The organism is Apilactobacillus quenuiae, from assembly GCF_002994005.1.
In the GTDB taxonomy this organism is placed as follows: domain Bacteria; phylum Bacillota; class Bacilli; order Lactobacillales; family Lactobacillaceae; genus Apilactobacillus; species Apilactobacillus quenuiae.
This window is the reverse complement of record NZ_POSN01000002.1, coordinates 172,304-184,672: the sequence shown is the minus strand read 5'-3', so window position 1 is coordinate 184,672 and position 12,369 is coordinate 172,304. Positions and strand designations below refer to the sequence as shown.

Genomic DNA, 12,369 nt, shown 5'->3' with positions numbered 1-12,369 from the left:
CTAATGATAATTAGTTATAGGATGGATGGTATTAATATGAATATGCATAATTTAAGTTCAGTTGCTAAATTTACCTTTAAAACTAATATTAAAAAAATGTCTTATTGGATTTGGTTTACTCTACCAATATCTACTTCTATTTTTTTATTTACAATGCTTTTATTAAATAAAAATTATATTAATAGTTATAATTGTAGATTTAGTTTATTAACTATAATGATATCTTTGGTATTATTTATTGCTATGTTTTTTTCTCCTATCATTAGTAATGAATTAATTGATGATCGTTCGTCAAAAATTAATGAGTATCTTTTTTCTATTAGTAATAGTCAAAATATTATTTTTGGTAAAATTTTAGGCATTATTAATTTAATATTTTTTACGTTATTAACTTATTTTTGCTTATTTCTAATTGTTATTTTTAATGAAAATGAAATTAAAATAACTTTTTCAAAAATATATACATATATAGGGACAATAACATTAATCCAATTATTTGTTCTAATGATACTAGGAATTATATGGACTATTTTATTTGCTTCTTTTATTAGCATTTTTGTGAAAAATAAGAAAAAAATTTTATACTCATTATTACCAATTTATCTATTTATAGTAGTATCTGCATTTATAACTTTACATTTTTATGCTAAAAGTTTGATTATTATTTCTATGTTTCTACCAATATTATCGCAATTATTTAGTGCTAAATTATTATTATTGGACAATTATAATATTTATTTATTGATTGCAGAAATAATTATTCAATTTTTAGAAATATATATATTTGCTAGATTTTTTAATAAAGAACATAAAAAATATTTATTTAAATAAAATTTATTATGGAAGTGATATTTTGAACTTCAAAATGAGACAATTACTTGTGGTCGCTAGACACGAATTCTTAAATCAATTTAAGAGTCTTTCTTATTGGATGATGGTTGTTATACCTCTAATTTTTATTACATCATTATTTAAATATGGAAATTTAAAATTTAATTTTAATAATTCCAATTTTATAAATATGATTTGGGGATTTTCTATACCAGTGTTAACATTTTTCTTTTGTCTAATTTATATAGGAATAATAGCTAATTCTGTTGCAAGAGATAAAACATCTAAATTATCTGAAATGTTAATGTCAATTGTTGATGCGAAAGAACAAATAAATGGTAAAATGTTGGGAATTTACTTATTACTATGTTTTCAAATTGCTTTTTATACTATTTTTATATTAATTTTAAGCAAAGTAATGAATAATAGTTTTCTATTTTTATTTATTAGCCATGTAAAAATAGGGCTAATAATTTATTCAATACTAGCATTATTTGTTTCATTATTTATGTTTTTAGCAATCACGGTACAATTCTCATGTTTTATAACTGATACTAGTCAAATTAGTTCAGCTACAATGCCACCAATGATTTTTTTGTTAGAATTTTTTAGTTTATCTTTATTATATAATTCTGTAGGATTTGATGGAGATAATATGATTTGGATTTTTTATATAATATGTATGTGGCCACCTGTTGGATCAATGCTTACACCATCCTTAATAGCATCAGGTAATATTTCATATTTATTTTCATATTCTACACTTATTATTCAAATTATAATAATGTATATATTATATGTTAAGTCAATTCATGTATTTAAATATGGATTATTATCCAACAAAAAGAAGAATATTTTCATAGAAGGATTTAAATTTAGATAATTATTTTGAGGTGCTTATATTGATTGAATTTAAAAATGTATCAAAAAGTTATGATGGATTTCAAGCAGTTAATAATTTATCCTTTCAATTGCACAAAGGAGAAATATTAAGCTTAATTGGTCAAAATGGTGCAGGTAAGTCAACAACTTTTCATATGCTGCTAGATTTTATAAAGCCCAGTAATGGTAACATTAATAGAAATAATAATCTAAACGTAGGATATATGCCAGAAGAACGTGGTTTATATTTGAAAGAAAGTATTAAGAATCAAATGCTTTACTTTGCTTCTTTGCATGGAATGAAACGCAGCGAAGCTTTAAAGAATATAAAATTATGGATGAAAAAATTAAATGTAGTTGGTGATGTTGAAGATAAAGTAGAAAGTCTTTCTAAAGGTAATGCGCAAAAGGTACAACTAATTGCATGTTTAATGTTTAATCCAGACTTATTAATATTGGATGAACCCTTCTCTGGATTGGATCCAGTTAATGCTGATCTGTTAATCAAAGCAGTGTTGGAAGCTAAAAAGTCAGGAACAATGATTATATTTTCGACACATAATATGGAGAATGTTGAAAAACTATCTGATTATGTTGTTATGTTAAGTCATGGAAAGACAGTTCTAAAAGGAACCCTTAAGGATATATATAATCAATTTGGTAGATCTAAACTTGATATTGTAGGCTATAATAACTTACAAAAATTTGAAGGAATGAATGGAATTAAACATATAGACATGATTAATGACTATTCTGCGCATATAACATTAAATGATGTGAGCTTTGGAAAATATATTTTTGATGAGGTAACTAAAGAAGGCTATTTACCAGTTTTTAATCAGCATTATCCTACTTTAGATGAAATTTTTAAAACAAAAGTTAAACAAAGTTAATAAAAAAGGGCTGTCCTTATAAAGACAGTCCTTTTTAGTTATATTAATTACCAAATATTTACTCGATCTTCAGGTTTCATGTACATACCATCATCAGGTTTAACATCAAATGTAGTATAGAAATCAGATAGATTCTTAACTTGAACCTGTGCTCTTAATTCGGAAGGAGCATGGACATCAATTGATAATAGTAATTGTTTAAATTGTTCAGTTGACTTTGTACGCCAAATTTTAGCCCAATTAATGAAGAAATCACGTAAGTTGCAATCTGCTTCGCCTTTGGCAGCTTCTTCAGCACAACTTAATCCACCACCATCGGCAATGTTTTCAGAAACGGTAAGCTTACCGTTAACTTTTTGCCCAGCAAATGGGATACCATCGAATTCTTTAATCATACTTTGAGCTAGCTTATCAAAATGTTCATGATCTTCTTTGGTCCACCAGTTATTCAAATTACCGTCTTCATCAAATTGACATCCGTTATTATCAAACGCATGTGATATTTCATGCGCAATTACCGCACCAATACCACCAAAGTTTTCACTTGATGATTGTTTTAAGCTATAGAAAGGTGCCTGTAAAATAGCAGCAGGGAAGACAATCACATTTTCTAATGGTGAATAATAGGCATTCACTGTATTAGCGCTCATATCCCATAAGCTTTTATCAACAGGTTTGTTCCATTTACTAAATTCATTTTTAATGACTAATTTACTAATATTATGAATATTAGTGAATAAGTCACCGTTTTCATCTTTACCGTTAACTTTGAAAGTATCAAAAAGTGGATTGATTTTGTCTGGATAACCAACATGAATTTGTAGAGCATTTAATTTTTTAATGGCCATTTTTTTGGTATCTTCACTTAACCAAGTATTATTACTCAAACGTTTCTCATAGACATTGATCATTTTAACAACCATATCATGGACATTTTGTTTAGCCTTTTCACCAAAGTATTTATGACCATAATAGTCACCAATTACTTGATCAAAAGTTCCTGATGCAAGGTAATAAGCAGCTTTTTCTTTCTTAACAGCTGATTTCTTACCAGATAGAGTTCTAGAGAATTCGCCACCAACTTGTCTAAATTCTTCAGTTAGAAGACCAGTGGAAGCATTGATGGTTTTAACTAGCATCCAGTTTTTCATCATCGCAAAAGTATCATCATTTACAATTTTGTTAAATGCATCAAAATATTCAGGTTCTGATACAATTACTTGATCTGGCTCTTGTCCAATTAAACCCTTTACATAACTATTTAAATTAAATTTGTCTACTTTATTTGATAAAGAATCAAATGACATAGGATTATACATTTTTGTAAAGTCAGCACTTTCTTCGGCTGATTTAATATTTGGTGCAATTAAGCGATCAAATTCTTCAGCAGAATTTACAATGTTTTTAGCTTGTGCTTCATTGTATCCAGCCATTACTAGTAATTTTTTAGACATATCTTTAAATACTGGCATTAATTTTGCTCCAGCAGAATTTTCCTTATCGTAATAAGTTTTATCTGGTAAGAAAGTTCCAGCTCCACTTGCATATAAAGCATTATATTTAGCATTCTTCATATCAGCTTCAATACCAAAATTAAATGGAAGTGGAAGCCCATCTAAAGTCCAGTTGGCTAATTGATTGTTTAAATCATCAAATGATTTAATATTTTCAATTTTTTCCAAAATGGGTTTAACTGGTTTTGCACCATCTTTTTCACGTTTATCAAAATCAGTAGCTAATTCATATAGTTTTTTAAATTCAACCATATCATTGTTTTGAGGTTTAATTTTACCCGATTTTATATCTTCAAAATCATTCATTAATGTTTTATCAATATTATCTACTAAGTCCATAAAACCACCAGTAGATGAATGATCACTAGGTATGGTAGCGTTTTTAATCCATTCACCATTCACAGCATCATAAAAATTATTTCTAATTTTTGAATCACTAATTTCCTTATTATTCATTAGAACACCTCGTTTTATAAATATACTCTACATCAAACTATAATATACAAAAAAACCATTCACAAGCTATGCGAATGGTTTTTAATTTTATTTGTTAATTAAATCATCAATTGAATTAATATTTTTCATATATTTTGGAACAGCTAATCCAACTTTTGCACCATTTAGGTTGGTACCAACATCATCAATTTTGCCTTTATATTGTTTCATGTAAAGGCCAGCAGTGTTTGGTAACCAGGCAGCTAGTGAAGCATCAGCAGCATTAGTTGCAATTGATGCGAACATTGGTTGCATTTCTAGAGCTTGGATATTTGCCTTATAGCCTAAATGATTTAATAATTCAGCCATAACATTAGTAGATGCGATTTCAGAATCCCATGCTACATAAGATAATTTAATTGACTTACCATTTCCCTTTGGAACACCTTTAGTCCATTCAGCCACTAATTTTGGATTATTCTTAATGAAATCATCGGCAGCTTTTTTAGGATCAACTCCGGCATTTGTCTTTAACATGACATCGGACATTTGAGCAGGGGTCCAATGGAATTGTTTTAGAAGTTGATAGGCACCAGGATTATCCTTTTTCAAACCAACTCTTGCAATGGTATGAATTTGTTCAGCTTTACCATACACATTTTTAGGATCTTTTAAGAACTTAATAGGAAACTTCTTAAACATCCAGTGTGGTTGCCAACCAGTTACAACAATTGGTTGTTTATACTTAATTGCTTTGCCTAAAGTACTTGTCATAGCAGCAGTAGAACTTGTTTGTAATTGCCAATTATTTTTTGCTAAAGGGTATTCCTTTAAAGCATTTTGAGTAGAAGCCATAATACCAGCACCAGCATCAATTCCAGTAATAGTGTAATTGATTTGAGGTCCTAACTTCTTATGAGAATTATAAGGTGAAGTAGCACTACTGCAAGCAGTCAATACTGTAGCAAGAAGAAACATTGATAAAGTTCCAAGAACAAATTTAAGTCTCTTTCTCATCATAATCCTCCTTAATTAGTCTGAACTCTTTTTATTTTTATTAAATGCTTGAGTAATACGGTCTAAGATAATTGCCAAGATAACAATAGCAATACCAGCAGCAAATCCTGAACCAGCATTATTTCTACCAACGGCAAAGTAAACTTGAGCACCTAGACCAGTAGCACCAATCATAGAAGCAATAACAACCATTGATAGTGCTAACATCATACCTTGGTTTACACCAGACATTAATGTGCTCTTTGCAATTGGTAATTCAACTTTAATTAGTTTTTGCCAACCAGTTGAACCAAATGAATCAGCAGCTTCAACTAAATCAGCAGGGACTTGTTGAATACCTAAATCAGTCATTCTAACTACTGGGGGTAGTGAGAAGATAACTGAAGCAATAACTCCTGGCACCATTCCGATACCAAATAATGATACAGCAGGAATTAAGTAAACGAAGGCAGGCATGGTTTGCATAAAGTCTAAGATTGGTTTAACAATCAAATGAACAGTATGACTTTTAGCCATCCAAATACCAAGTGGAATACCAATAATTACGATGATTAAACTAGAAGTTAAAACTAGAGTTAAAGTTTGAGTCATATCGCGCCAGTAACCTTGATTATAAATTAGTAATAAACCTAATAGTTCAAATAACATTAATCCCCAATGTTTACTATCATGTAAAGCCCAGTAAGTGATACCTAAAATAATAATAATAAATAGCCAAACTGGTAGGATATCAAAAATAGCTTGGAAACCATTAACAATTCCACCAATAAAATTAGTAATACCATTAAAGAATCCAACGAATTGAGTCAACCAATTAACAAATTTATTGATCCAATCTGCTAAAGGAATTTGTGTCATATTTAACATAAGTAAATTAGCCATCATTTTCAACCTCACTTCCAGAAATTGCTTCAAGAACAGAACTTCTAAGAATAATTCCTAATAAACGATCTTCATTATCAACAACTGAGAATGGAACAGAAGTTTTAGAAATATCATTCAAGATTGACTTGATAGGAGTATCAGGGGAGGTTGTTGGAATATTAGTATTCAAAATTTCATTAAGATCACGTTTATCATTTTCAATTAATTTGATAACTTCTTTAGCATCAACCAAACCTTTGAAATGATGTTGTGAATCAACAACAAATACACTTGAAACTTCATTATGTTGCATTAATCTTAGAGCAGTTCTTGGACCGTCTTTTTCAATGTTTACAACATTTGGACGAATCATAACACGACTAGCAGTAAGAATCTTAGTACGATCAACACCTTCAATGAATTTTTCAACATATTCATTTTTAGGATGTTGTAAAATATCTTCTGGTCCACCAATTTGAACGATTTCACCATCACGCATAATCATAATACGATCACCAATACGTAAAGCTTCATTCAAATCATGTGAAATAAAGATAATTGTTTTCTTTAGGTGTGCTTGTAATTCAAGTAATTCATCTTGCATTTCTTTTCTATTAAGTGGATCTAGTGCTGAGAAAGCTTCATCCATTAATAGAATTTCGGGATCATTAGCTAATCCACGAGCTAACCCAACACGTTGCTGTTGACCACCAGATAGTTCATTGGGATAGCGATCATCATATCCATGAAGACCAACTAATTCTAGACATTCATGAGCTTTCTTATCACGAGTAGCCTTATCAACACCCTGAATTTCTAATCCATAAGAGGTATTACCTAAAATTGTACGATTAGGGAATAAAGCAAAGTTTTGGAAAACCATGCTCATTTTTTTACGTCTAAATTCACGTAATTGTTTTTTATCAAAATTAGTAACGTTTTGTCCATCTAGGATAATTTCACCACTAGTTGGTTCATATAAACGATTTAACATTCTGATTAATGTAGACTTACCACTTCCGGATAGTCCCATAATAACAAAGATTTCATTTTCATTAACATCGAAGTTGGCGTCATGAACACCAACAACGCTATTAGTTTTTGCTAAAATTTCATCTTTGGATTTACCATCACTGATCATTTCTTTTGCACGACCAGCATGATGACCGAAAATTTTAGTTAGGTGTTTAACTTCAACCTTTTTGGTCATAAAATTCCTCCTTAAAAATTATAGATACTATAATAAGTGTAAACGCATAGATAACATTATTACAAGAAAGTAACAGTTATGTCAAATCTTGTACCATTTTGAAAAGCTGATTTGACGGGATGAAATGCTTCTATAGCTTATAGCTATGCACTTTGTTAGTATTTTATTTTAACTATGTTAAAATTATTTTATCTATATTACATTGTAGTACAAATAACAAAAGATGAGATGAAAAGTGCATGGTCAATTTATTTAAAAAATTACCGATTAAGATGATTCTAGGATTTTTGTTAGGAGGAATCTTATTAATTACATTTGCTAATCATGATGACTTCTTATACCAAAAGCCAATTTTTAAAGTAGAAACAGTTAGACAAATTAGTATCACTAAAAGTAAAGATAGTTTTCAAAATACCGATTATAATTATCAACAAGAATTGACGGGACATGTTATAAATGGTCAATATAAAGGTAAAAAATTATCTATTAATAATAGTTACACAATGTCTAGTGCAATGGATCATAAATATCTGCCCAGACAAAAGGCTTTCATAACATTACATAACTCTAGTGGGAGCGCTACAATCAAAGATTATAAAAGAGATGTTCCTATTATATTTTTAATATATTTAGCAATTGCCTTGCTATGTATTTTCTTAAAATTTTCTGGAATTACTGCTATTGGCAGTATTATTATTAACAGTATTTTATTTATATTTGCTATATATTTAGATGGCTTTAATAATGGAAACAATGTTTTGCTGATTTTTAGTGCCTTAGCTTCCATATTTTCAGCTGTGACTTTATTCGTCATTATTGGACACAATAGACAAATGTATGTAACGCTTGCATCAACCTTAATATGTACACTTATTTCGATTATTATAAGTTTAATTGTTTTCAAATTTACGCATGAAAAAGGCATCTTCTATGAGTCAATGCAGTATGTTACACAACCACCACGTCCATTATTTTTAGCATCAACGATTATTGGATCATTAGGTGCTGTTATGGATGAATCAACTGATATAATTTCCTCTTTATTTGCTTTGAAAATGGAACGTCCTCAAATATCTAAAAAACAGTTATTTTTATCGGGTAGAAATATTGGTAAATCTATTATGGGCCCCTTAATCAATGTATTGTTCTTTATTTTTATGGGTGAGACATTATCAATGACTTTATTATTTTTAAAAAATGGTAATAGTTGGGGTTATTCTTTTTCTATGAATATGTCATTAGGAATGGTACAAAGCTTAATTAGTGGAATTGGTATTGTTTTAGCTATTCCAGTTGCTAGTGCATTAACTAGTTTATTTGCTAAGGAGAGTCAAAAATGAGTGCAATTATTGTGTTAGGCATTGTTTTATTTATTTTGATGATATTAATTGGTGGAAAACAAGGACTACAATCTTTCTTAAGCTTAATCTTAAATTTTGGCTTTTTGTTTTTTGCAATTGTTTTAATTGCGTTTCATTTTCCACCAATTATCGTAACGATTGTAACTGGAATTATTGTATTAGCTTTGACTATCTTTTTAAGCGGGACTAATGATAGTACTAGTGGATTAGCTTTTGTGGCTTCAATTTTAGTACTATTTATTTTAGTATTACTTATTATTCCGATAGAGAATTGGGCACAAGTTCAAGGATTTGGATTAGAAGATAGTGATGATTTAGAAGGTTTATCTATTTTGATTGGCATTAATTTCGTTAAAATTGAAATAGCTACAGCTATTTTAAGTACTTTAGGTGCCATTGCTGAAGCAACCATGGCAATTGCTTCTGGATTAGATGAAATTAAGGAACAACATCCGGAAATTAAGCCAAGTCGATTATTATTTGATGGTATCTATGTTGGTAAACAAATTATTGGGACTACATTAAATACATTATTCTTTGGTCTATTTGGTGGTTCTTTATCTTTATTTGTTTGGTTTCATAGTTTAAATTATTCATTTGGTGATATTTTAAATGATAAAGTTTTTGATGCTCAGTTAATTGTCATTTTATTTTCGTTAATAGGGGTTATTTTAACCATTCCGATTACTTCATTAGTAATGGCTGAAAAATGGCGAAAAGATAATAAATAAGAGGATAAAATAGAGTATTTGTAAAATTAATGTGATAATGTAAATGAAAATACATAAGAAAGTGAAGTGAAAATTTATGAACACCATGGTTTATATTGTTTTGTTATTTGTATTAGCAGCTGCTGTATTATTTGGATTATTAGAAGTTTATCCTAAAATTCGTAAGCTTAATAATCAACTCCATAAAAATATTACGACTTCATTAAGTGATAAGGCGTTGATTACAAAGCTCAATAATCAAAATAAACAAATAAGCGGGCTAAATCTTCGTTATGGTTTAATGGCAATTATATTTACAATCTTTGTATTAAGTATTTTTTATGCACAAATTGCAAATAATTGGATAATTTTGATTTTAATAGTTGTAGAAGCTATTTATATTATTAATGAATTTAAAAATACTAACTTCATTAAAAAACTTTGGCAATATGATAAAGAAACCTTGAAATTAAAGCAGCAATCGAATAAATTAACTTTCTTTACAATGATTGGAATATTTATTGCTGTAGATGTATTTGAGCTACTATTTGAATTGTTATATGCGCAAGGCTTTACTCTACTTTAGTAAAAATAAAACCGCTAATCTATTTTTTAGATTAGCGGTTCTTTTATTTCATAAAGTCTTTAATAGTCTTTTTTAGTAAGTCAATCATATTGAAATAACTGGGCATATCTACATACTCATTAGGACTATGTGCGGTAGTGTTTCCAGGCCCCAAGATAATAACATCCATGTCTTTGTTATGGAGTCTAAATTCTGATGCATCGGTACCTAATGATACACCAATTTTTGGTAAAGGCATGGGTTCATCCATAATGTTTTTAGCGTTTTTTTGTAAAATTTGAATTAATCCAGTGTGATTATCACTTTTAACAGGTAGTTCACTATGTTCAATTGTTAATTCTAAATTAATTCCAGGTTCTGTGTTCATTTTATCAATCATACATTGCAGACGATTAGTTAATTCTTCATTATCCACTTGTGGGATGGTTCTAACTTTAACAATTTCATATGCTAAATCAGGTACTGAATTAATTTGTTTACCACCACGAAAAATATCAGGGGAGTAGACGGTTCTTCCTAATTCAGAATCTGATTCCTTTAATTGAGCATAAAACTCTTTTTCTTTTAAATAATATTTAATTAAAGTATCAATAGCATTAATTCCCATACGAGGCATTGAACTGTGGACAGCTTTACCATGTGCAGTGACTCGATAAGCCATCCATCCTTTATGAGCATTAATTATAAAGTGCTGCTCATTAGCATCTGATAGAAAGGATTTTTTTAATAATTCTTTTAGTGTTTCAGGTGCAATAGTTACACCGTCACTATTTACATATTTTCTTAAGCGATGAAGATTTACACCACTAGGTTCAGCAATGATCATTGCATCTAAATCATCGACAAAGCCTTTATCAGTTAAATATTTTGCACCAGCCGCACTCAATTCTTCACCAATTGTAGCTATAAATCTAATTGTACCGTTAATTTTAGAGGATGATTCATATAATTCAATCATTGAAATTACCATTTGAGCAATCCCCGATTTCATATCAGAAGCTCCACGGCCATATAAACGACCATTATTAATATTGGCGGTGAAAGGGTCAGATAGCCAAGTACGTTCATCACCTTGATGCACAGTATCCAAATGACCACTCAAGCCTAATTTAGGATGTTCACCATTGCCAATTTCAACAATTAAATTACTACGACCGTGATATTGCATGATTAACTTTCCATCAATACCATGTTTTTTGAAGGTATCTAATAGATATTTTGCAACATCGTTCTCATTATCATCAACAGTGGGCATATTTACAATGTTCTTTAAAATTTTAATTTTTTCAACTTTTTCCATAGAACATCCTCCTAAAATCATATAACGATTAGAATAATTCTATGGGATAATAACTAAAAAATCAATATTAGATTTTGATTAAAATTGATTCATTAACTTTCCAAGAGCAAAGTGAATAATCATAGTTAAAATTCCGATAATTATATTACGAATGACAGCAGTTTTAGCTAAACCATTACCCAATTTTGCACTTAGAAAACCAGTTATAGCAACTGATAGAATTACAGCGGAAATCGTAGCTGGCCAACGATAGATACCACTAGTTAAGCTCATCGCTAATAATGGAAAAATACCACCTAGTGCTGCAGAAATCAGTGATGAAAAAGCAGCATTCCATGGACTCATGTAGTGACCTAATTGAATTCCATATTTAGTATTAACAACTGTATCTAATGGTTTTTTGTCGATTAATTCTTTAGCAATTTCAGTAGATGTTTCATCACTAATACCTCTTTTTACATAGTATTGTTTAACGGCATTAACTTCACTATCTATATCATGTTTTAATAAGCTTTGTTCTACCTTTACAGCAGAACTTTCGGCATCTCTTTGTGAACTAACCGAAGCATATTCACCGGAAGCCATTGAAAAGGCACATGCTAACAAGTCAGATAGCCCAGCAATAAAAATAGTAAATATATTTGGAGTAGCAACAGCCACTGAGAAGAGAACACCTACAACCGTTAAAATTCCATCATTAGATCCCAAAACACCAGCTCTTAATGTATTTAATTTTTCGTTCATAGTTTGTTTTTTCTTTTGCATA

Annotated in this window: 12 protein-coding genes; 6 read left to right on the top strand and 6 right to left on the bottom strand. The window is 29.5% G+C overall.

Annotation, left to right across the window (positions count from 1 at the left end; genetic code table 11):
• The first annotated feature begins 36 nt into the window (after nt 1-36).
• The 3 genes from C7N44_RS03340 to C7N44_RS03330 are packed head-to-tail and all read left to right on the top strand — an operon-like array spanning nt 37 to nt 2,606.
• Nucleotides 37-831 (top strand): ABC transporter permease family protein, encoded by a 795-nt coding sequence (locus C7N44_RS03340; protein WP_105956486.1) that lies wholly within the window; start codon nt 37-39, stop codon nt 829-831.
• A 22-nt stretch (nt 832-853) separates the two neighbouring features.
• Nucleotides 854-1,714 carry an ABC transporter permease gene (locus C7N44_RS03335; RefSeq protein WP_157945024.1) on the top strand — a complete coding sequence of 287 codons (861 nt, stop codon included), beginning with the start codon at nt 854-856 and terminating at the stop codon, nt 1,712-1,714.
• Nucleotides 1,715-1,733: 19 nt separating this feature from the next.
• The gene (locus C7N44_RS03330) at nt 1,734-2,606 is read left to right on the top strand and encodes an ABC transporter ATP-binding protein (protein ID WP_105956484.1); all 873 of its coding nucleotides are present in this window, start codon (nt 1,734-1,736) and stop codon (nt 2,604-2,606) included.
• Nucleotides 2,607-2,653: 47 nt separating this feature from the next.
• Here C7N44_RS03330 and C7N44_RS03325 read toward each other — a convergent pair whose 3' ends face one another.
• The 4 genes from C7N44_RS03325 to C7N44_RS03310 all read right to left on the bottom strand — a co-directional run bounded on the left by C7N44_RS03325 (nt 2,654) and on the right by C7N44_RS03310 (nt 7,646).
• Nucleotides 2,654-4,576, bottom strand: a complete 1,923-nt coding sequence (locus tag C7N44_RS03325; RefSeq protein ID WP_105956483.1) for a M13 family metallopeptidase — start codon at nt 4,574-4,576, stop codon at nt 2,654-2,656.
• 87 nt (nt 4,577-4,663) lie between these two features.
• Complete coding sequence (locus C7N44_RS03320; protein ID WP_105956482.1) at nt 4,664-5,572, bottom strand: glycine betaine ABC transporter substrate-binding protein; 909 nt, start codon at nt 5,570-5,572, stop codon at nt 4,664-4,666.
• A 15-nt stretch (nt 5,573-5,587) separates the two neighbouring features.
• Nucleotides 5,588-6,454, bottom strand: coding sequence for an ABC transporter permease (locus tag C7N44_RS03315; protein ID WP_318530497.1), 867 nt, complete (start codon nt 6,452-6,454; stop codon nt 5,588-5,590).
• Nucleotides 6,447-7,646 (bottom strand): quaternary amine ABC transporter ATP-binding protein, encoded by a 1,200-nt coding sequence (locus C7N44_RS03310; RefSeq protein WP_105956481.1) that lies wholly within the window; start codon nt 7,644-7,646, stop codon nt 6,447-6,449. The genes C7N44_RS03315 and C7N44_RS03310 overlap by 8 nt, the downstream gene beginning before the upstream one ends.
• Nucleotides 7,647-7,885: 239 nt before the next feature.
• Between C7N44_RS03310 and C7N44_RS03305 the strand changes: the two genes are divergently transcribed.
• The 3 genes from C7N44_RS03305 to C7N44_RS03295 all read left to right on the top strand — a co-directional run bounded on the left by C7N44_RS03305 (nt 7,886) and on the right by C7N44_RS03295 (nt 10,303).
• Complete coding sequence (locus C7N44_RS03305) at nt 7,886-8,986, top strand: YibE/F family protein (RefSeq protein WP_105956480.1); 1,101 nt, start codon at nt 7,886-7,888, stop codon at nt 8,984-8,986.
• Complete coding sequence (locus C7N44_RS03300) at nt 8,983-9,738, top strand: YibE/F family protein (protein WP_105956479.1); 756 nt, start codon at nt 8,983-8,985, stop codon at nt 9,736-9,738. Before C7N44_RS03305 ends, C7N44_RS03300 begins: the two co-directional genes overlap by 4 nt.
• Before the next feature lie 76 nt (nt 9,739-9,814).
• Nucleotides 9,815-10,303 carry a hypothetical protein gene (locus C7N44_RS03295; RefSeq protein ID WP_105956478.1) on the top strand — a complete coding sequence of 163 codons (489 nt, stop codon included), beginning with the start codon at nt 9,815-9,817 and terminating at the stop codon, nt 10,301-10,303.
• A gap of 43 nt (nt 10,304-10,346) precedes the next feature.
• Here the strand turns inward: C7N44_RS03295 and C7N44_RS03290 are convergent, their stop codons facing one another.
• Nucleotides 10,347-11,603, bottom strand: a complete 1,257-nt coding sequence (locus tag C7N44_RS03290; RefSeq protein WP_105956477.1) for a M20/M25/M40 family metallo-hydrolase — start codon at nt 11,601-11,603, stop codon at nt 10,347-10,349.
• A 78-nt stretch (nt 11,604-11,681) separates the two neighbouring features.
• The gene (locus C7N44_RS03285; protein WP_225362930.1) at nt 11,682-12,368 is read right to left on the bottom strand and encodes a VIT1/CCC1 transporter family protein; all 687 of its coding nucleotides are present in this window, start codon (nt 12,366-12,368) and stop codon (nt 11,682-11,684) included.
• Nucleotide 12,369 lies beyond the last annotated feature (1 nt).

What these genes read in the sequence shown, in the direction of transcription:
- C7N44_RS03340 (WP_105956486.1), top strand. Translation starts at nt 37, where the DNA reads ATGAATATGCATAATTTAAGTTCAGTTGCTAAATTTACCTTTAAAACT.
- C7N44_RS03325 (WP_105956483.1), bottom strand. Translation starts at nt 4,576, where the DNA reads ATGAATAATAAGGAAATTAGTGATTCAAAAATTAGAAATAATTTTTAT.
- C7N44_RS03320 (WP_105956482.1), bottom strand. Translation starts at nt 5,572, where the DNA reads ATGAGAAAGAGACTTAAATTTGTTCTTGGAACTTTATCAATGTTTCTT.
- C7N44_RS03315 (WP_318530497.1), bottom strand. Translation starts at nt 6,454, where the DNA reads ATGGCTAATTTACTTATGTTAAATATGACACAAATTCCTTTAGCAGAT.
- C7N44_RS03310 (WP_105956481.1), bottom strand. Translation starts at nt 7,646, where the DNA reads ATGACCAAAAAGGTTGAAGTTAAACACCTAACTAAAATTTTCGGTCAT.
- C7N44_RS03305 (WP_105956480.1), top strand. Translation starts at nt 7,886, where the DNA reads ATGGTCAATTTATTTAAAAAATTACCGATTAAGATGATTCTAGGATTT.
- C7N44_RS03300 (WP_105956479.1), top strand. Translation starts at nt 8,983, where the DNA reads ATGAGTGCAATTATTGTGTTAGGCATTGTTTTATTTATTTTGATGATA.
- C7N44_RS03295 (WP_105956478.1), top strand. Translation starts at nt 9,815, where the DNA reads ATGAACACCATGGTTTATATTGTTTTGTTATTTGTATTAGCAGCTGCT.
- C7N44_RS03290 (WP_105956477.1), bottom strand. Translation starts at nt 11,603, where the DNA reads ATGGAAAAAGTTGAAAAAATTAAAATTTTAAAGAACATTGTAAATATG.
- C7N44_RS03285 (WP_225362930.1), bottom strand. Translation starts at nt 12,368, where the DNA reads ATGCAAAAGAAAAAACAAACTATGAACGAAAAATTAAATACATTAAGA.